At 47.7% G+C, this 19,464-nt stretch carries 18 protein-coding genes; 6 read left to right on the forward strand and 12 right to left on the reverse strand.

Annotation, left to right across the window (positions count from 1 at the left end; translation table 11 throughout):
* Positions 1-93: 93 nt before the first annotated feature.
* On the forward strand, positions 94-531 hold the full coding sequence (locus ACFO4U_RS11700; protein WP_047795794.1) for a hypothetical protein: 438 nt from the start codon (positions 94-96) through the stop codon (positions 529-531).
* 111 nt (positions 532-642) lie between these two features.
* Here the strand turns inward: ACFO4U_RS11700 and ACFO4U_RS11705 are convergent, their stop codons facing one another.
* The 6 genes from ACFO4U_RS11705 to ACFO4U_RS11730 form a co-directional block, all read right to left on the reverse strand.
* The gene (locus ACFO4U_RS11705) at positions 643-2,088 is read right to left on the reverse strand and encodes a glycoside hydrolase family 1 protein (protein WP_074035082.1); all 1,446 of its coding nucleotides are present in this window, start codon (positions 2,086-2,088) and stop codon (positions 643-645) included.
* A gap of 16 nt (positions 2,089-2,104) precedes the next feature.
* Complete coding sequence (locus ACFO4U_RS11710) at positions 2,105-3,955, reverse strand: beta-glucoside-specific PTS transporter subunit IIABC (RefSeq protein WP_215244243.1); 1,851 nt, start codon at positions 3,953-3,955, stop codon at positions 2,105-2,107.
* A 102-nt stretch (positions 3,956-4,057) separates the two neighbouring features.
* A complete protein-coding gene (gene licT / locus ACFO4U_RS11715) occupies positions 4,058-4,909 on the reverse strand; it encodes a BglG family transcription antiterminator LicT (protein WP_215244242.1) in 852 nt (283 codons plus the stop codon).
* 213 nt (positions 4,910-5,122) lie between these two features.
* Complete coding sequence (locus tag ACFO4U_RS11720; protein ID WP_215244310.1) at positions 5,123-5,866, reverse strand: AAA family ATPase; 744 nt, start codon at positions 5,864-5,866, stop codon at positions 5,123-5,125.
* Entirely contained in the window at positions 5,857-7,125 is a 1,269-nt protein-coding gene (locus ACFO4U_RS11725; protein ID WP_215244241.1) for a sensor histidine kinase, read from the reverse strand. The genes ACFO4U_RS11720 and ACFO4U_RS11725 overlap by 10 nt, the downstream gene beginning before the upstream one ends.
* Positions 7,122-7,772 carry a response regulator transcription factor gene (locus tag ACFO4U_RS11730; protein ID WP_215244240.1) on the reverse strand — a complete coding sequence of 217 codons (651 nt, stop codon included), beginning with the start codon at positions 7,770-7,772 and terminating at the stop codon, positions 7,122-7,124. The genes ACFO4U_RS11725 and ACFO4U_RS11730 overlap by 4 nt, the downstream gene beginning before the upstream one ends.
* 143 nt (positions 7,773-7,915) lie before the next feature.
* On the opposite strand from ACFO4U_RS11730, the gene ACFO4U_RS11735 reads away from it, so the two are divergent.
* A complete protein-coding gene (locus ACFO4U_RS11735) occupies positions 7,916-8,482 on the forward strand; it encodes a hypothetical protein (protein ID WP_215244239.1) in 567 nt (188 codons plus the stop codon).
* 35 nt (positions 8,483-8,517) lie between these two features.
* Here ACFO4U_RS11735 and ACFO4U_RS11740 read toward each other — a convergent pair whose 3' ends face one another.
* Positions 8,518-9,225 (reverse strand): hypothetical protein, encoded by a 708-nt coding sequence (locus ACFO4U_RS11740; RefSeq protein WP_214685029.1) that lies wholly within the window; start codon positions 9,223-9,225, stop codon positions 8,518-8,520.
* A gap of 63 nt (positions 9,226-9,288) precedes the next feature.
* Positions 9,289-11,205 carry an endonuclease MutS2 gene (locus ACFO4U_RS11745; RefSeq protein WP_215244238.1) on the reverse strand — a complete coding sequence of 639 codons (1,917 nt, stop codon included), beginning with the start codon at positions 11,203-11,205 and terminating at the stop codon, positions 9,289-9,291.
* A gap of 458 nt (positions 11,206-11,663) precedes the next feature.
* On the opposite strand from ACFO4U_RS11745, the gene ACFO4U_RS11750 reads away from it, so the two are divergent.
* From ACFO4U_RS11750 to nagE, 3 genes are read left to right on the forward strand one after another with little or no spacing between them, the layout of a single operon-like run.
* Positions 11,664-12,152 carry a PTS sugar transporter subunit IIA gene (locus ACFO4U_RS11750; protein WP_015880356.1) on the forward strand — a complete coding sequence of 163 codons (489 nt, stop codon included), beginning with the start codon at positions 11,664-11,666 and terminating at the stop codon, positions 12,150-12,152.
* Between the two features lie 20 nt (positions 12,153-12,172).
* Positions 12,173-13,021 (forward strand): PRD domain-containing protein, encoded by an 849-nt coding sequence (locus tag ACFO4U_RS11755; RefSeq protein ID WP_015880355.1) that lies wholly within the window; start codon positions 12,173-12,175, stop codon positions 13,019-13,021.
* Positions 13,018-14,508: an N-acetylglucosamine-specific PTS transporter subunit IIBC gene (gene nagE / locus ACFO4U_RS11760; RefSeq protein WP_015880354.1), complete on the forward strand. Its 1,491-nt coding sequence runs from the start codon at positions 13,018-13,020 to the stop codon at positions 14,506-14,508. Before ACFO4U_RS11755 ends, nagE begins: the two co-directional genes overlap by 4 nt.
* Positions 14,509-14,793: 285 nt before the next feature.
* On the opposite strand, the gene htpX is transcribed toward nagE, so the two are convergent.
* Together htpX and ACFO4U_RS11770 are read right to left on the reverse strand one after the other, a co-directional pair.
* A complete protein-coding gene (gene htpX, locus ACFO4U_RS11765; RefSeq protein WP_215244237.1) occupies positions 14,794-15,678 on the reverse strand; it encodes a zinc metalloprotease HtpX in 885 nt (294 codons plus the stop codon).
* Between the two features lie 18 nt (positions 15,679-15,696).
* On the reverse strand, positions 15,697-16,245 hold the full coding sequence (locus ACFO4U_RS11770; RefSeq protein WP_074035096.1) for a LemA family protein: 549 nt from the start codon (positions 16,243-16,245) through the stop codon (positions 15,697-15,699).
* A gap of 128 nt (positions 16,246-16,373) precedes the next feature.
* Between ACFO4U_RS11770 and ACFO4U_RS11775 the strand changes: the two genes are divergently transcribed.
* On the forward strand, positions 16,374-17,558 hold the full coding sequence (locus ACFO4U_RS11775) for an amidohydrolase (protein ID WP_215244236.1): 1,185 nt from the start codon (positions 16,374-16,376) through the stop codon (positions 17,556-17,558).
* A 9-nt stretch (positions 17,559-17,567) separates the two neighbouring features.
* Here ACFO4U_RS11775 and ACFO4U_RS11780 read toward each other — a convergent pair whose 3' ends face one another.
* Together ACFO4U_RS11780 and ACFO4U_RS11785 are read right to left on the reverse strand one after the other, a co-directional pair.
* Positions 17,568-18,896, reverse strand: a complete 1,329-nt coding sequence (locus ACFO4U_RS11780; RefSeq protein WP_215244235.1) for a hemolysin family protein — start codon at positions 18,894-18,896, stop codon at positions 17,568-17,570.
* A 90-nt stretch (positions 18,897-18,986) separates the two neighbouring features.
* Entirely contained in the window at positions 18,987-19,460 is a 474-nt protein-coding gene (locus ACFO4U_RS11785) for a DMT family transporter (RefSeq protein ID WP_215244234.1), read from the reverse strand.
* Between the last annotated feature and the right edge of the window lie 4 nt (positions 19,461-19,464).

A 19,464-nucleotide genomic window follows, 5' to 3' on the forward strand; every position in this document is an offset into this window, starting at 1 on the left:
ACAGTTTCTTTTCTAGATTGAGTTAGATTCGTTTACTTTAGCGTGGTAACGTGAAATGATAATGATAACAACTCTTTAAAGTGAGGTGACGGTGTGTCTACCACAGAGCACGAACAAGCGACATCTATTTTGCATCACCTCTTTACCGCCTCTTCTTTTGTCGGAATCGATTTCGGTTCTGGTCCGAACCATCATCTTCTCTATTTCAGTCGTCAAGGACTGGAATCTTGGATCTCCATTGAGGGACCGTGGCATGTCCATGCGACGCAAAATACGTTTGACGAAGGTGAACAACTCGAACAGCTCATGCGCTTAAGAAGAGAGCGCATCCATCAAGTACGCCTCGGTGACGAACACCCCCACCTCGAACTGGAATTTGAATCCGGATCCCTTCTTTTCATCAATGGATATCAAGAACACTTTGAGTGCTGGCAAGCAGGGGACGCGAGACCACTTGGTGGAGACGCCTATCTGTTGGTCGCGATGCCACAAGGGGAGCTCGCAATCTTTGCGGATGGAGATGACGAATGAACACTTGGATGGAAATTATCTTGTATATGTTGATTGCTGGGGGCATTAGTCTCGCGATCATCTTATTGCGAAAAATCACGAAAGCATGAAAAAGCGGCCGAGGCCGCTTTTTCATTTGACTGATTCTTCTTCGTATAAGCTCGCACCTTGTGAACGAATCACCTCTTGATACCAGAAGAACGACTCTTTCCGTTTTCGTTCTAACGTACCGGTACCGTCGTCATGTCGATCCACGTAAATGAAACCATACCGTTTGCTGTACTCACCTGTCGAGGCACTCACTAAATCGATACACCCCCAACTCGTGTATCCCATCACTTCGACTCCATCGTCGATTGCATCCATCATCCCTTTCAAGTGATCACGTAAGTAATCGATGCGATAGTCATCATGAATCGTTCCGTCCGACTCAATTTTGTCATAAGCACCTAGCCCGTTTTCAACGATGAATAATGGGAGCTCATAACGCTCATATAACTTGTTCAAGATGACGCGGAGTCCTGTCGGATCAATTTCCCATCCCCAGTCACTCGCCTGTAAGTATGGATTCTTGACCCCGCTCATAATATTACCTTCCGCCTCATCCTGACCTTTTTCAGCCTTTTCAGTGCGCGACATGTAGTAACTGAGTGAGAAGAAGTCGACAGTATTCTCTTTGAGGATATCAAGGTCGCCATCTTCCATAGCGAGTTCAATGCCATTGTCTCGGAAGAATCGTTTCGCAAAGCTCGGATATTTGCCGCGTACATGGACGTCTCCGCAGAAGAAGTTCATCATCCGTTCTGCATCGTGAGCATACCAAACATCATCCGGGTTTGAACTATACGGATAAACCGGAGCCGCAATGAGCATACATCCGATTTGCATCGATGGGTCAATCTCTCTGGCCGCCTTTGTCGCAAGGGCACTTGCGACCAGTTGGTGATGCAATCCTTGATAGGTGAGCTGTAACGTATTCTCTTCTTCCCGAACCGCAATCCCTAGACTGAGCATCGGCATGAACTGTGCCCCGTTGATTTCGTTGAACGTCAACCAGTATTTGACCTTCCCTTTATAACGTTCGAACAAGACACGACTGTATCGTTCAAAGTATGTGACTAAGCGACGGTCTCGCCATCCTCCATAATGCTTCGCAAGATGTAGGGGCATCTCATAGTGGGAGATGGTCACGAGTGGTTCAATGCCTTGGGCGACTAATTCATCGATCACACGATCATAGAATTGGAGTCCCTCCTCATTCGGTTCCACTTCATCTCCGTTCGGGAAAATTCGTGACCACGCAATTGACATGCGGAACGTCTTGAATCCCATTTCCTTAAAGAGGGCAATATCTTCTTTATAACGATGATAGAAGTCGATTCCTTCATGGTTCGGGTATGAATACTCTTCATGTAATTCAAAATCAAACGTCGGATCATGGATAATCTTCATTCGCTGTTTTCCGCCTGGCATCACGTCAGCAATCGAAAGTCCTTTACCACCTTCTTGATAACCACCTTCTAACTGATTGGCCGCAGTAGCCCCGCCCCATAGAAATTCACTTGATACTTGTTTCATACTGTCTCCTCCTTTGTTATACAATGACACGCAATACGCCATGATTGGCTTCAACCACACCTGTGTAAACCGGTAAGACATCGAGATAATGTTCGGTGTTTGTTACGATAATCGGGGTGATGGTGTCATACCCTTCACGAGCGATGGCATCTATATCGAATCGGACAAGCAGTTCTCCTTCTGTCACTTTCTGACCGTCCGTAACGACCGTTTCAAAATACTGTCCATTTAGCTTGACCGTATCTAATCCAATGTGAATCAATACTTCCACACCTGCATCAGATCGAAGACCGATTGCATGCTTCGATGGATAGACCGTGACGATTTCTCCGTCAAACGGTGCATATACCGCGCCTTCTGAAGGCATAATCGCAATCCCTTTCCCCATCGCCCCGCTTGAGAACACTTCATCACGAACCGTTTCAAGCGACACGACTTCTCCTTTCAATGGAGCCGATACAGGAAAGCCGACTTGTTCAGAGATTGATTGTACAACCACTTTTTCTGTCGACTCGACGGTCGTTTCTTCTTTGTGGAAGACCATCGTCAAGACGAGAGCGACTACTGTTGCAACCGCCATTCCGATAAATGCTCCATAGAAGGCTAAATCGACACCCGTTGGAGGAATCATGACTGGGATGCTAAAGATTCCGAGGCCTCCCATCGCATAAGCCGCCGTACCGAACAAACCTCCTACGACACCACCAGCCGCTCCACCCACAACCCCAAACACAAATGGTTTTTTACGGGGAAGCGTCAAGCCATAGATAGCCGGCTCCGTAATTCCAAACACACCTGCAATCGTGGAAGATGTTCCTAACCCTTTCACTTTCGGATTTTTGGCTTTTAAGGTAATCGCTAGAACTGCCCCTACTTGACCGAACGTGGCCATCAATACACCGACAACAATCGTATCCGTACCGACAACCGATAAGTTATTGATGATAATTGGTACAAGTCCCCAATGGAGACCGAACATGACAAGCACTTGCCAGAACGCACCGATGAACGCGATGGCGATGGTTGGGCTCAACTCATACAAGAACGAGTAACCATTCGCTAAACCTTGACTCGCATACGTCGCAACCGGTCCAATTGCTAAAAACGTCAACGGGACAACGAGTAACAACGCCATCATCGGTGTTGTGAAGTTTCGTACAGCTTCATGCGTATGACGGTTAAAGAATGTTTCGACTTTTGAAGAAACGTATGTCGCCAAAATAATCGGGATAACCGAAGACGCATAACTCATTAAGACGACAGGCACATTGAGGAACGTCAAGGCCTCCCCGGCTCCTTGAATGGCCACAATCGATGGATAGACAAGCGCCCCACCGATAATCATCCCAATATACGGGTTCCCACCAAATTTCTTAGCCGCCGAATGTCCTAAGATCACGGGTAGGAAGTAAAATAGTGCATCCGCCGCGGCATTCAAGACGACATATGTGCCCATTTCTTCTGTCAATAATCCAAACGCGACAAGGATGGCGAGTAACCCTTTCAACAGACCACTACCTGCCATCGGTCCGAGAATCGGCGTAAAGATTCCAGCAATCACATCAATCAATCGGTTGAATACTCCTGATTTTTCTTCATCATCAGTCGAAGATGTCTGGAAACCACCAACATCGACAACCTCTTTGTAGACGTATGGTACATTGTTCCCGATGACGACTTGAAATTGTCCTCCACTTTGAACGACCGTGATGATGCCATCTTGTTCCTTCAGCGTAGTCGCATTTGCCTTTGATTCATCTTTTAATTTGAAACGCAGTCGTGTCGCACAGTGAAAGACACTTTTGACGTTATCTTTCCCACCGACATGCTGCACAATCGTCTCTGCCAGTTGTTTATATTGGTCCATCTTGTTCACTCCTCATGTTTTTGGATAAAAAGAAAAACCTAAATCACTACACAAATAAAGGTGTAGTCATTTAGGTTTGGCCTGCGTCATCAGTAACCATCCTTAGGATCGACGTTCTTTCATTAAGTTTTCGATATGAATCATCATATACAGCCGTTCGTCCATCGATACATCATAACGATATTTCGTCGCGATCAATCCAGCGATTTTTTCAACGCATTCGAACGCTTCCGGATATCTCTGCTTCACCATCAAGAACAAGGTTTCGTCACCTGTGGACTTGACCTTTTCCCCCGATGCGAGGCGCTGCACAAAGTACTTTAAATGAGTCAGAAATCGAGAATAGGCGTATGACTCTTCATCCAGCTCGATTTGAAAATGATACGTGATAATGGTCAAAATGGCTTGGGTGGCTTTTGTCATCTCCGTTACGAGATGCAGGTTTTCACCTTTCACGCCAGACATCGTCGCATTGACGAGATGTAAGGCAATCGCAACGGCCTCATCTTCATCCAGGTTGACCTCGTGCCGCTCATTGATCAATTTTACCGCTTCTTTGCCGACAGCGAACTCCGGAGCATAAAATCGTTTCACTTCCCAAACGAGAGGGTTACGAATCTGGATTCCATCCTGATACCGACTAAGCGCGAAATGAAGGTGGTCCGCTAGCGTCACGTAGAGCGAATCATGAATAGGTTGTTTTAATCGCTCTTCGGCTAATCTGACAATCTGTTTCACCGTCTCCATCTCATCCGTCGGCATTTCATTTAAAAAGTGAACGAAACGCTCATAACTTTCTTTACTCTCGAGCGTAAAGATTTTTTCGATTCGCGTCTGGTCAATCGGATCGCCTGGCCGTTTTTGAAATGCAATCCCGCGCCCCATCACGACCTGTTCTTGACCGTTCGCATCAATTGCTACGACGTTATTATTGAACACTTTTGAAATCTGCATGGTCTCCTCACCTCACTCTCATTCGACTGAACTAAAAAGAAAAAAACCTAAATTCACACCAACGTCCAACATACAGTCGTGGCGTCAATTTAGGTTTTGCCTGCATCACCAGTAACAATCCTAAAGTGGATTTTCTTCTTTTCGATATAAGCATACTCCCTATAAATCTTGACGTCAACATAAAAAGTAAACCGCTTACATCGTGACCGGTTTTTACTCTTCAAACAAGATTCGCTGCATCCGCTCTGGCGCATCCAAATAGTCACGCATGACCTTGACATGTTCCAGATCATCAAACGCTGTCGGAGTAAGCCCCGTCTCCACTTGCAAAATTATCGCACCTGGATACGACATCAAGATGGGGGAGTGGCTCGCAATGATGAATTGACTGCCGGATTGTACGAGTTCATGCATGCGCGCGAGCATCGTCAGTTGGCGCATCGGTGACAATGCGGCCTCTGGCTCATCCAAAATGTAGAGACCATCTCCACGAAATCGGTGTAGCATGAGGGAGAGAAACGCTTCACCGTGTGATTGTTCATGAAGAGAACGCCCACCATACGACTCATAAAATCGTTCAAGATCAGGACCTGATTTCGCCATTTCGTCCACATAACTCGACAGCTGGTATGCCGTCTCGGCGCGTAAGAAAAAGCCATCCTTTGGTCGATACGGCCCTCGAATCGGACGCAACGCCTCATACAACGAGCTATGTGTCGACTCTGTTTCGAATTGGAAGGACGGCGCTCCGCCTTCCGGATTGAATCCGGCCGCCACCGCCATCCCTTCAATCAACGTCGATTTCCCGCTCCCGTTCTCTCCAACAAGAAACGTGATAGGATGATGAAACGTCAGTTCATCGAGTGTCTGAAAGATTGGTAACGAGTACGGATAACCCGTTGAATGAATGCGTTCCCTCTCTAACCGTACCCCTCGTAAAAATAAAGTCATGTCCATCCGATCCAAAACGTCGCCCCCTTATCTGAATCGACCCCGTAAGAAAGTCCTTGTGCGTCAAGAAGTAATTTCGTGATAGCGAGACCTAAACCATGGCCGTTGGAGCGATCTCCTTTCACATACATATCCCATATCGCATGCTGAATGGAAGGATCAACCCCGTTTCCTTCATCGGTCACTTCTAATCGCTTCGGGGTTAGAGTGATAGTGATTCTTCCCCCGACAGGGCTCGCCTCATACGCATTGCTTATGAAATTCGAGAGCACTCGTTCCATCGCCAATCGATCAGCTTGGATTGATACCGTTTCGAGTCGGAGGTCGAGTGTCACGTCTTTTTGTCGGAACCACTCAGACATGCGTGGCGTCAACCGACGAACCAATTCATCCAGTTGAATCGATTCCATTTCAAGGGGAATCGAACCTGCGGACAATTTAGAGTATTCGAGCATCTGATTGACGAGTCGGTCAATCCGGTCCACTTCCTCGGTAATGCTTTTACCGGTTGTGGCCATCTCTGTTTCATGGACGACACCGAGCTCTAATAGTTCCGCCTCGTTTCGAACGATAGCGAGCGGTGTACGCACATCGTGTGTGACCCCAGAGATAAATGATTTTTGAAGCGCCTCTTTTTCTTGAAGTGATGTGTTCATCTGTCCGATGGTGACGGTCAAATCCCCAATCTCATCGTTCGTCACGCTCGGCAAGCTAATATCGTGTCGCCCCTCCATAATGGATGCGGTCGCTTGTTTCAACTCGACGAGCGGTTGCGTGAGCCGACGACTCATCCAATACGTGACAGCGATTGCGACAAGTAGGGCCAGAATAAACCCACCCGCTAAGATGAGGTAGATTTGCTGGAATTGTGGATTTGAAAACGGAACGGGACTATACGTCACGATTTGAATGTCCCCTTCTTCTTTCAGATACGTCAAGAAACGAGTCCCATTCACGCTCACTTCGTCCTGAATCTCTAAATCATTCGGATCGAGGTTGATTGGCATCATGCGATGCATCCGTCCGCCTCGTTCGAACTCGATACGCTGCCCATTTTGAAATACAAGCACGTCAAGTTGCCCTGGGATTCCACGGCCCTCTTGAATGGCTTCATACACAATCGCCGCCTCGCGCTCCAATTGTGCGTACGTCTCCTCTTCTGCGAAGCGTCCAATCAATAATGACGTGAGTCCGAATGTTAAAAGTGCCATCACTGCAAGTGGTAGAATGGCCGTCCAAAGTAACTTCTTCATTAATCGATTCATGACAGTTCCTCTAATCGATAACCGACCCGGTGCACCGTCTTCAACTGTTCTTTCAAGGTCGGCGATTTGTCACGCAGTTGTTTAATGTGGGTGTCGACCGTTCGTGTATCTCCGACGAATGCGTAGTCCCACACCTCATCGAGCAAACGGTTCCGGTCTAACGCATCCCCGACATGTTTCCAAAGATACAGTAACAACTCATACTCTTTGTTCGTTAATCGAAGCGGATGTCCGTTCTCTTGTACCATTCTCGATTTGACGTCGATGGTGAGCGTTCCAAATTGAATCATATCGGTTTGTTTGACGAGACGTTTCAGTCGAATCTCCAACTCTTTTAAAACGATGGGTTTGACTAAATAATCGTCTGCGCCAAGTTCCAATCCGAACACACGATCATCCGCCTCACCACGAGCCGTCGTCAGGATAATAGCAGGTGCGGGCTGTTGCGCTTTCAATGTCGGAATCAAGGTCCAGCCTTCTCCGTCAGGGAGACGGACATCCAATAAGACCGCATCAAACCGTTGATGTAACTGTTGCTTCGCCTCACTCAAAGTCATCGCCACGGTCACCTCAAATCCGGAATATGTTAAAAAGCGGGACATGCCGTCCGCCAGTTTTAGTTCATCTTCCACAACGAGTACGTTCATCTCATATCGCCTCCACCTCCATTATATCGTACCCATCGAACGTCCCACCGTTTCCCAAAGACAATTTGCAGAAATCTTGCAACTCCCTCACAACTTCTAACGCCTTCAGTCCTACAATTGAAGTAACAAAGGAGGAGATACACATGAAATCAACAAAACTAGCGATCGCCTTAGCCGGTCTATTGGCCGTCTCAGGCACAGGCGTATATGCCGCGACGAATGACACGACGACTGATGAATCACCAACGACGGAATCCACACAATGCGAACGTGGTGAACGAGGTCCTGGTATGTTCGGTGACCGGGAAGCAGGTCATGCCGCTCTCATCGAAGCGCTCGGTTTAACGGAAGAAGAAGTGGATGCGGCTCGTGAAAACGGGCAATCTCTCCCTGAACTCGCAGAAGAAAAAGGCATTTCAATTGAAGCGTTCATCGACGCCATCATGACGTCGCATGAAGAAAAACTCGCAACCGCTGTGGAAGAAGGGAACTTGACGCAAGAAGGAGCCGATCAAATTCTTGCGGATCACGAAGAACGGTTTGCCGATGTGACAAGTTACGATGACTTGGAAGATATTCGTGGTATGCGAGGTGGACGTGAAGGTGGTCGTCATGGACACGGTCCACACCATGATGATACTTCTTCTTCAGATGACGATGCTTCAACAGAGAGCGACAGCAACGTAGAAAATCAAAGCAATAGCTTATAAGTCAAAAGGGCAGCCACTCGCGGTGGTTGCCTTTTTCATATGACGAGCAATAACAGCGCATAACTTAATAAACCAATCAAAAATGCACCAAAACTACTCTCTCGCTCAGCAGGCAATTCTTCTTTCATGACGTTCAAGATGACGCCACCTGCTAAAAAGGCGACAACAATCGATAAACCGAGATCATTCACTTCCGCAAAGGTACCAACTGCCCACCCTATGAGTACAGCAAGCGCTAAGAAGATGCGCCCTTGTCGATCATAAAGTTGCTGATGGTGCTGACGCAATCCTTGATCGACCGTGACAAAGTGTATGCCAAGCGCTAAAAAATAAAGAAACATCGTCCCATTGGACTGAAATTCACTTTCTGCGAGCACATATCCGATGCTAAACGTATATAACGTGAATGAACCAATGTGAATCCAAAACACATACGGTTTTTGTTTACGCTTATTGGCCGTTGCAAATCGTTCGAGCCCATAAAAGACAGCCAGTCCTAACATACTGATGATTAAGATATGGTTCTCGAGGGAAGCAAAGACGTTATTTCTAATCTCTCCTTCAAGTTCGCGTTGATATTCATTTAACTCTGGCAACAGATGAAGAAATACATAAGCAACGGCAATCCCTCCAGCCACTGATAAAAAACGGCTTCTCGGCACTTCACGCACGTGAATGAGTTTTCCTGAAAAAAAGTGAATCACGGCAAAACCGAGTGCAAACCAAAAACTTAACTCGAACACATAAGCCCCTCCCACATTAAGATTTCTCTTTATGTGCTCTTACCCTTTCACCGTATGCTACATTCATTTACGTTTAGAGTGCTCTTGTTTCTTCCTTTCCCGAATCTCTTTCTCCACTCGTCGTAACGCTTTTTTCGATCCTCTTGCAAAGTCGTGAGCTTCCTTACGTTCCTGATACGTCGTGAACAACGTATCTAAATCATAGTCAGCCGGATAGAGCTCTGTCGCGCGTGCCTCAAGACGAACGCGGCGGCTCGGCAACTCTACATATTCCGCATCTACGAACACGCGGACATGTCGACGCGATGCATCAAACGAATAGACAAGACCGACTTGATTCGTCTCTAACAAGCGGACACGGTCACCTGTTTCAAAGTGCTCTTCCTCTTCAAGTGGTACCATTTCCACTTCTCGCACAATTTTAGAATCATCGACTTTCGTAATATCATATGTTTTCTCGTTCATGTAACGGGATGCCTGTTTCAGAATCGATTCCGGTAACTTCATCTTACGGGCGATAAAGAGGGCGTTGCTATCGCCAGACTGTCCCATGAGCAGTCTGTATTTCGGTTCAAGCGTTTCTGGGTCAAACTGCATCGCAGCGTTCATGAAATCCGGGTGCGCTTCAGAATACGATTTGATTTCTCCGTAATGCGTCGACGCCACAACAATCGCGCCCCGTTTATATGCCGCTTCTAAGATGGCAATTGCAAGAGCGGCTCCTTCGTTCGGTTCCGTCCCGCTCCCAATCTCATCGAATAACAAGAGCGATCGTTTTCCAGCGGTCCGCATGATATTCGCCACATTGTACATGTGTGCAGAGAACGTACTGAGTGCCGATTCCAAGTCTTGATTATCTCCGATATCGACGAACACCTCATCGAATGTCGAAATGATCGTATCGGTGTGAGCTGGAATATGCAGTCCCGTCATCGTCATGAGACTAAGGAGTCCAATCGTTTTCAAGACGACCGTCTTCCCTCCGGCGTTCGGTCCGGTGATGATCAAGCCACGATAGTCTGTACCGATGGCAAAATCAAGTGGCACAGCGCTTTCTAAAAGTGGATGACGTACTTGCTTCAATCGGATGCGACCGCTCGCATTGACGTGTGGTGTCACCCCGTCAATCGACTGACTGTACTTCCCTTTTGCGAAGACCATATCGTACTGGGCGATGACATCGAGCGTCGATTCGATGTCAGGAAGGACTTCTGTCACCGCTCCCGTCAACGTCGCTAGCACTTGATACACCTCTACCGCTTCTTCTGTACGCTTGACGACAAGTTCAGCGTTTAACTTCGCGATCGCTTCCGGTTCGATAAAGACCGTCGTCCCACGATTCGATGTATCCACAATCGTCCCTGCCACTTTATGCTTATAGGAAGCTTTGATTGGGATGGTGAAGCGATCCTGTTTTTTCGTGACGAATCCGTCTTGGATCATCTCGCGATTGGCGGCGCTCTTTAAGAACTTGTTCAATCGTTCCTCGATTCGTCCTTCTAAAATGTCGACTTGCTTCCGAATCCGCTTCAACTCTTTTGATGCTTCATCGACGACCTGTCCGGCTCGAATCGATTGTGTGATGTCTTCTTCTAACGTCCGCCATTCGCCCATTCCTGAAGCATAAGCCGAAAGAAGCGGTGCAAAGAATTCATGCTCGAGCATGAATCGCTTGAGTTTGCGTGCCCCTCGTAAAAACTCGGCGACCGCTTCAAGCTCTGTTGCCTCGAGTTGGATGCCTCGTTGCAGTTTTCCGATAATGGTCTCCATGTCAGACACACCGATGAACGGGACGTGTGACGTCGCATCTAAAATCGCTCGGGCTTCGGATGTTTCTTGCAGGCGCTTCTTCACCGTCGTAATGTGGCTCGTTGGGCGTTGCTGTCTGAGTAATCGTCTCCCGAATCCGCTGATGCAGAAGCGTTCTACTTTCATCATCAATTCGTTGTATTGTAATTTTTCAAATGTTTGTTCGTTCATGTTTCTCTCTCCTCAAATGATAGAATCGAGATACCGCGCAAACAAAAAAGCGTCGGTCGATGACGACCAACGCAAAAAGACAGACGGGTGTCTGGCAGTTTTTGATGGGCGGTATCTGTAACGGAACATGACGGCATGACAAAAAGACGTGTCATCCGACATTTTTCAGTTCGTTAGGCAGATACAACCTCACTCATCAACATGCAACACCTTTCTTACTTAGATTCGCCCTTACTATACAATAGATTCGTTCCCTTGTAAAATTTTAGAGAACGCTTTCAAAAAAAGACTTGTGTCTCAAACCAACACATGTTATGTTGAACGTGAAGAAACGAATAGTGATCACATGTGACTGATTCGATCAGGCATGGGGTAAGACGTACGGTGCATGCCACCCGTCTATACTCCATGCCTGTTTTGTTTTTCGGTGTTTTGTTTCAAGAAAGGATGTAGTAGACATGCTATGGAATAAGTTAATGAATCGACACAAACCGACACTGCACTCACCAATGGAAGGAGACGTCATTCCACTCGAACAAGTTGCGGACCCGGTCTTTAGTGAAAAAATGATGGGCGATGGCATTGCCATCACACCAACAGACGGTGCCGTCGTCTCACCGGCTGATGGAGAGATTGTACAAATCGCTCCAACAAAGCACGCCATCGGCATTCGGACCGAGGATGGGGCTGAGATTTTGATACACGTCGGACTCGATACCGTTGAACTCGAAGGTCGACCGTTTGATCTTCAAGTAGATGTGGGCGACCACGTCAAGACGGGACAGCTGTTACTCACAGCAGACTTGGCGCAAATTCATCAAGCTGGTAAGGACACGGTCACGCCAATGGTCGTGACGAATGGTGGCGCACTTGCCCATCATTACGCCTTCACGTTCACGAAGGAAGCTGTTCCGGGCAAGACGATTGTCGCCCGAGTGGAAGCGTGACTCCGGAATAAGGAGGACACATGATTAAAATCAAAAAGATTCTAAACAACAATGCGGTCATCGTCTCAGACGAGGGTGAAGAAAAGATTGCGATTGGCCCTGGCGTCGCGTTTAAAAAAGCGAAGAACGACATCGTCAATCCCCATAAAATCGAAAAGTTGTTCATCATGCCAGAGAATGACAAGTTCCAACAGTTATTGAGCCGGATTCCCGTTGAACACTTCACCGTTTCCGAGGACATTATCTCTTATGCGGAAAAACGTCTCGAGACATCGTTCAACGAACATATCCACATTGTCTTGACCGACCACATCTCGTTCGCCATCGAGCGGGAAATGGATGGCATCTCATTACGCAACAAACTGTTGAACGAGATTAAAATCCTCTATCGGAATGAATATGAGATTGGACTATGGGCGATTGAGCATATCGCTGAAAAGCTCAACGTCCAAATGCCGAAAGACGAAGCTGCGTTCATCGCGCTTCATATTCATACGATGAAAGTGAAAGGAGGTGATTTACGCAAGACGGTCAAACAGACAACAATTGTCCGCGACATGATTCAATCGATTTCACGACGACTCGATGTATCCATTGAAGAAGATGACTTATCCTACCAACGATTATTAACTCATTTACGGTTCGTCATGGATCGGGTCAACCATTACGATCATCATACGATTGATGAAGACATGCTCCGCATGATTCAGACGAAGTTCACGTCTGCCTATGCGTGTGCATCAGATGTCGCAAAAGAAATGGAAGAGACCTATGGCATCGTCTTGCCCGAGTCAGAACTTGGTTATATCACGCTTCACATCCAACGTCTACAAGATCAACACCATCAAAAAGGAGGAAATCAACAATGATGAACTTTTTCCAACGTCTCGGACGTTCCCTCATGTTACCGGTCGCCGTACTACCGGCTGCTGCCATTCTCATGGGGATTGGTTATTGGATTGACCCAGTCGGCTGGGGATCTGAAAACATTGCCGCTGCATTCTTAATTAAGGCAGGGGCCGCTATTATTGATAACATCCCAATTCTGTTCGCAGTCGGGGTCGCGCTCGGAATGGCTAAGAACCGTGACGGTTCAGCAGCACTAAGTGGACTCGTTGCCTTCTTGACGGTCACAACGCTTCTCTCAGCAGGAACGGTAGCATTGTTCCAAGGAATCGACGTAGAAGCCGTCAACCCGGCATTCGGTAAGATTGGGAATGCTTTTGTCGGGATTCTATCCGGTCTCGTCGCCGCTTCCATGTATAACCGCTTCAGTCAAGTCAAATTGCCAGATGCTCTCGCCTTCTTTAGTGGGAAGCGTCTCGTACCAATCATGACAGCCTTCTCGATGATTCTTGTATCGGTCGCTCTTTACTTCATCTGGCCGGTCGTCTATACAGGTCTCGTCGGTTTCGGTGAATCGATTTCAAAACTTGGCGCATTCGGTGCCGGACTTTACGGATTCTTTAACCGCCTCTTGATTCCAACCGGCCTTCACCACGCCCTCAACTCTGTATTCTGGTTCGACGTCGCAGGAATCAACGACATCGGAAACTTCTGGTCAGGTCAAGGTGAAAAAGGTGTAACGGGGATGTACCAAGCAGGTTACTTCCCAATCATGATGTTCGGTCTCCCGGCCGCAGCACTCGCGATGTACCACACAGCGAAAACGAAACGGAAAAAACAAGCCGCTTCACTTCTTCTCGCAGCGGCATTCGCTTCATTCTTCACAGGTGTAACAGAACCGCTCGAGTTCTCATTCATGTTCCTCGCTCCTGTTCTTTACCTTGTACACGCAGTCCTTACAGGAATTTCGCTCTTCGTTGCAGCAACGTTCCAATGGACAGCTGGCTTTGGATTCAGCGCAGGCTTGGTCGACTTTATCTTGAGCTCACGCTTGCCGCTTGCGAACCAACCGTACATGCTCATCGTTCAAGGTCTCGTGTTCGCAGTCATTTATTACGTCATCTTCCGCTTTATGATTGTGAAGCTCAACTTGGCGACGCCAGGCCGTGAACCAGATGAAGTCGTCGATGCGGTTGCAAGTGAGACGGCAGACGGTGAAGCGAAAGTCGCTCCGGTCGCATCAGCTTCAGGTAGCGAATACTCAGCAATGGCACATATGATTTATGACGGTCTTGGCGGTGACAGCAACGTCACAGGCATCGAGTCGTGCATCACACGCCTACGCGTCGATGTCAAAGACATGGATACGGTCAACCAAGATCAAATCAAAAAAGCCGGTATTCCGGGAATCAAAGTCGTCAGTCCAAACCATATTCAAGTCATTGTCGGCACAAACGTTCAGTTCGTCCTAGATGAGATTGAAAAAATCCGTAGCCACCGCGCCGGATAAACGTCGAAAGCCACCTCATTCAGGTGGCTTTTCTTGTTTGGCTGTATATTGTTTATAAAATTGAATGAAATAGTAGAGGAAGATCCACGGTAAGATGTACTGTGTGAGCCACATGAAAACCTTAAGTACTGTATGTACAATATATGGCCCTAGCCCAAATAAAAATAATGCGACTAGTAAAGCGCCGCCTAAACCTATGTATATCTTTTTACCCAACTCATCCACCTCCTTATTTTCCCAGTTCAGTGTAACATAAAGAGCCTGCCGCAACCGGACAGGCTCTTCTTACATTTGACGAAGTCGGGAAATGCGTTCAACTGGATCGGGGTGTGTCGAGAATAGACCACTCACCTTCTTCTTAAGTGGATCGGAGAAGTAAAGCGGTGCCGAGGCACTCGACGCTTGCTCGACGGGTGTCTCGACGTTGGCAATCTTCTCAAGCGCCGAGGCGAGCGCATCTGGGTTTCGGGTCAGTTCCGCCCCACTCGCATCTGCCAGAAACTCGCGATTCCGGGAAATCGCCATATTGATGAGCATGGCGATGAGCGGTGCCAATACCAACAGGACGAGTCCGATGATCATGAAAATTGGATTCTGGTTTTGATCGCGTCTTCCACCGATACTTCTGAAGAACAGCATGCGCGACCCGATATCGCTCATGATGGCAATCACCGAGACAAGTGCGAGCGTGACCGTCGAGAGCCGCACATCATAATTCTTAATATGCGCGACCTCATGCGCGATCACACCTTCTACTTCTTCTCGCGATAATCGATCCAACAGTCCCGTCGTGACAGCGACGGCCGCCTTTTCCGGTTTCAATCCCGTCGCAAAAGCGTTCGGCGATGGGTCGTTGATGATAAAGATACGCGGCATCGGCACTCGTGCGACCATCGCCATGTTCTCGACCGTATGCCATAAAAAGCGGTGCTCTTCCACCGATGTCACCTCTTGTGCCCGATTCATCTTCATGACGATGTTCGTACTCGACATGATGACGATTCCCACGTAAAACAACGAGAAAATCGGTGTGAAGATCAACCCCGGCATCGCGTCTCCATAGTTGACGTAGGAAATCGCCGCTCCGACGAGAAGAACGAATAAGACAAACCCCGTGACGATGAAAACCGTCTTCACTTTATTCTTTCGAATCTGTTCATAGAGGAGCATACGCGCCACCTCGATTCATCAAAACGAAACGCGAACGTTCTCGCGCTCTTCGGCACGTGCCTCGAGCATATCGCGCTTTTCGAAATGATGGACGGAAGCGATGATGTTCGTCGGGACCGATTCGATTTTCGTGTTATATTTCATGACCGTATTATTATAGAGCTGGCGCGAATACGCCACTTTGTTTTCTGTCTGCGTCAATTCTTCCTGCAACATCTTGAAGTTCTCATTCGCCTTCAAATCTGGGTACGCCTCACGAAGCGCGAAGAGATTTTTCAGTGCTCCACTCAATTGATCGTTCACTGCCATCTGGTCTTGACGATTCGACTTTTCTCCGAGCTGGTTTCTCAGTTCGACGACCTTTGTAAGCGTTTCTTGTTCGTGTTTCGCATAGCCTTTCACCGTCTCGACCAAGTTCGGAATCAGATCATACCGCCGCTTCAACTGTACATCGATTTGAGCCCATGCCTCATCGACCCAATTTCGATATTTGACGAGCCCGTTGTACATCGAAAAATAGATGAGTACAAGCACGACAACCGCTACAATCGCAATAATCCACCCCATGTTGGCACCTCATTTCTTCATTTTCTCCTGTATTAATTCCCTTTACTCGTATAAGATAAGCTTAACTTTCATAACAATTTGTAAATGAATTCATTTCTTGACACGGTAACCACAAAGGAGTGTTCGCAATGATCGTCACGCATGCCGAAGTACGTTTGACCGAGTTGTTCGAAGAAATGGTGTCCCTAAGACGCCATTTTCACCAATATCCTGAACTGTCTTTTCAAGAAGTCGAAACACCAAAGATGATTGCCTCGTATCTCCGTGAACTTGGGATTGAAGTACGTGAGCACGTTGGCGGCAATGGGGTCGTCGGTCGAATCAAAGGCGGTGACGGTCCGACCATCGCATTACGTGCCGATTTTGACGCCCTTCCCATCCAAGATGTGAAAGATGTCCCGTATCGTTCAAAAGTGAACGGGGTCATGCATGCGTGTGGACACGATGCCCACACGGCGACACTTCTCGTTTTAGCGAAAGTATTGACTGAGATGAGCCTTCCAGGAGACGTCGTGTTGATTCACCAGTTCGCAGAAGAATTGGCTCCAGGTGGTGCCAAACCGATGATTGAAGACGGCTGTCTCGACAACGTGGATTATATATACGGTGCGCACATTTGGACGCCACTTCCGTTCGGAACGATTGGCGTGAAAACAGGTCCTGTCATGGCTGCGGCAGATCGCTTTGAATTGACCATTACAGGAAAAGGTGGACATGGCGCGATTCCGCAACATACAGTCGATGCCCTCATGGTTGCCGTGAACGTGGCAAATCATCTCCAACAGGTCGTCAGTCGGCGCATCGATCCGCTCGAACCTGCCGTACTGACCATCGGTACGCTCCACTCCGGGCAAGCGTTCAACGTCATTGCCGAAGAAGCCAAATTATCCGGCACCGTGCGTACATTCACTCGAGAGACACAAGAAAAAATCATCTCCGATATGGAACGGATCATCCGTTCCGTCTGTGAGGCGAGTGATGCTGATTATGAATTGGAGTATATAAAAGGATATCCTGCTGTCGTGAATCATGTGACCGAAACGGAACTCGTCCGTGAGAGTGCGGTGGAGGTCGTTGGTGCAGACGGTGTCATTGAGATGGCACCACTTATGGTCGGGGAAGATTTCGCTTATTATGTCGAGCACGTTCCTGGTAGCTTTTTCTTCACAGGAGCAGGAAATCCCGAGCTCTCCGCAATCTTTCCGCATCATCATCCCCGCTTCGACGTGGATGAACGAGCGATGTTGCACACAGCCCAAGTCTTGTTAGGGGCTTTACAACGAACGTGGATGACACACGAAGAAGAGGGCTGATGCATCGCATCAGTCCTCTTCTGTAATTGGTTCTTTTAATTCTGAAACAAGCACTTGGTCGACACGCTTTCCGTCCATATCTACGACTTCAAAGCGAAGACCGTACGCTTCGACCACATCGCCCCGTTTCGGAAAATCACCGAGCGCATAAATGACGAGCCCTGCAAGCGTATGATAGGAGTTGCGCCCTTCGTCGAATCGGTCATCCCGAATCTCGAACGTTCGCTTCAAATCCTCGATTCCGAGTAACCCATCCGCCAAATACGATCCGTCCTCGCGACGAACCACTTCCGGTGTATCCTCTTCAATCATCACCTCTCCGACGATTTCTTCCAAAATATCGAATAAGGTGACCATGCCAAGAAATCCGCCGTATTCATCTAAAACAAAGGCGATTTCGACACCATTTTTCTGCATCATTTGAAGCACTTGGCTCGCCTCTCGTTGTTTTGGAACGATGAGCGGCTGTTTGATGCGCTTCAAAATTTGTGACGGCTCACGCAGTGTCGGCAACGTCAAGATGTCACGTACGTCGATGTACCCGACAAAGTCGTCAAGCGAGTCGCGCCCGACCGGTAACTTGTTATGTTTACTTTCATAAATCGATTTCTTCATATCGTCCATGTCATCTTCTAAGTCGACCCATTCGAGCGTCGTCCGTGGTTGCATGAGCTCATAAATCAATTGATCATGAAACGCAAAGACCCGTTCGACTTGTCGAACTTCTTCATGAGCGAACTGCCCTTGCTGGGCGCCTTCAAACAAGAGTTGTTTGATCTCGAGCTCAGTCTCCCCACTCGTCTGTTCCGCCTTCAACCCTAACAATTTGAACAAAAAGAGTGTCGATTTCGATAAAATCCAAATGAACGGTTTCATCACTTTACTGAATAAATCGAGCGAAGGAATAATCGCCATCGTGACTTTCTCAGGCGAGACGAGCGCGATCCGTTTCGGGACCAATTCACCAATAATCAGGGATAGATACGTGATAATTGTAACGACGGCCACATAAGCAACGGTTCCGGCATATTGCGTACTCATCCCGGCTTGTTCAAACGCCGTTGCGAGCGGTGCCGAGAAGCGTGCGCCCCCGTAGGCCCCGTTAATAATCCCAATCAATGTGATTCCGACTTGAACGGTCGACAACAAATCTGTCGGGTCTTTCGAATAATGAAGTGCAATCTTTGCACTTCGTTTCCCTCGATTTGCTTCAACCTCAAGTTTTGCAGGTTTCGATGAGATGAGCGCAATTTCTGTCATCGCAAAAATCCCGTTCAACACAATCAAAAACAAAACAATCAACAAATCAATCACTATGGAAGAATCCACTTTTTTCATCACCTCAGATAAGTTTTAACCATACTGCTTCATTTTATCAAAAAATCGTTACCAACCTGTACCCGTTTTGCTCAGAAAAATAGCCACTCCTCAAGAAGTGGCTTCGTTGACAGCTTGTTTGACGATAGCCGCCGTCTGAGACTGTTTAAAGAGAATGACCCCGACAAGCAAGATGGTGAGCCCTACAATTTGTCCAGCCGATAACGTGATTTGAGGCATCCCGAAGGCGCCATACAAATCGACGACTAACGCCCAAATGAGTTGTGACACGAGAATGAGTGACACAGACAACGTGGGTCCAAGAATCTGGATGCTGCGCATGACACAGTACACGACCCCGACCCCAAGCAAACCACCAAGCCAATAGATCGGCGACAAGTCACGTAATCCAGCAAGGTTTCCTCCAAATAATAACAACGGGATGATGGATCCGACCAAACCAACGATAAAGACCAATACGGTGGTGGCCCAAGCCCCTAAATTTGTGTTCATTTTCGCGTTGACCGCCGCCTGTACGCTAATAAATGCCCCAGCCACAGCCGAACAGATGATACCAAAAATCATATAA

The sequence above is a fragment of the Exiguobacterium profundum genome, from assembly GCF_042652865.1.
GTDB classification, from domain to species: domain Bacteria; phylum Bacillota; class Bacilli; order Exiguobacteriales; family Exiguobacteriaceae; genus Exiguobacterium; species Exiguobacterium profundum.

Bases quoted from the DNA above. Each gene is read 5' to 3' on its own strand.
- ACFO4U_RS11775 (WP_215244236.1), top strand. From the start codon at position 16,374: ATGATCGTCACGCATGCCGAAGTACGTTTGACCGAGTTGTTCGAAGAA.
- ACFO4U_RS11710 (WP_215244243.1), bottom strand. From the start codon at position 3,955: ATGGACCAATATAAACAACTGGCAGAGACGATTGTGCAGCATGTCGGT.
- htpX (WP_215244237.1), bottom strand. From the start codon at position 15,678: ATGCTCCTCTATGAACAGATTCGAAAGAATAAAGTGAAGACGGTTTTC.
- licT (WP_215244242.1), bottom strand. From the start codon at position 4,909: ATGCAGATTTCAAAAGTGTTCAATAATAACGTCGTAGCAATTGATGCG.
- ACFO4U_RS11770 (WP_074035096.1), bottom strand. From the start codon at position 16,245: ATGGGGTGGATTATTGCGATTGTAGCGGTTGTCGTGCTTGTACTCATC.
- nagE (WP_015880354.1), top strand. From the start codon at position 13,018: ATGATGAACTTTTTCCAACGTCTCGGACGTTCCCTCATGTTACCGGTC.
- ACFO4U_RS11750 (WP_015880356.1), top strand. From the start codon at position 11,664: ATGCTATGGAATAAGTTAATGAATCGACACAAACCGACACTGCACTCA.
- ACFO4U_RS11735 (WP_215244239.1), top strand. From the start codon at position 7,916: ATGAAATCAACAAAACTAGCGATCGCCTTAGCCGGTCTATTGGCCGTC.
- ACFO4U_RS11745 (WP_215244238.1), bottom strand. From the start codon at position 11,205: ATGAACGAACAAACATTTGAAAAATTACAATACAACGAATTGATGATG.
- ACFO4U_RS11720 (WP_215244310.1), bottom strand. From the start codon at position 5,866: ATGGACATGACTTTATTTTTACGAGGGGTACGGTTAGAGAGGGAACGC.
- ACFO4U_RS11725 (WP_215244241.1), bottom strand. From the start codon at position 7,125: ATGAATCGATTAATGAAGAAGTTACTTTGGACGGCCATTCTACCACTT.
- ACFO4U_RS11730 (WP_215244240.1), bottom strand. From the start codon at position 7,772: ATGAACGTACTCGTTGTGGAAGATGAACTAAAACTGGCGGACGGCATG.
- ACFO4U_RS11755 (WP_015880355.1), top strand. From the start codon at position 12,173: ATGATTAAAATCAAAAAGATTCTAAACAACAATGCGGTCATCGTCTCA.
- ACFO4U_RS11785 (WP_215244234.1), bottom strand. From the start codon at position 19,460: ATGATTTTTGGTATCATCTGTTCGGCTGTGGCTGGGGCATTTATTAGC.
- ACFO4U_RS11705 (WP_074035082.1), bottom strand. From the start codon at position 2,088: ATGAAACAAGTATCAAGTGAATTTCTATGGGGCGGGGCTACTGCGGCC.
- ACFO4U_RS11780 (WP_215244235.1), bottom strand. From the start codon at position 18,896: ATGAAAAAAGTGGATTCTTCCATAGTGATTGATTTGTTGATTGTTTTG.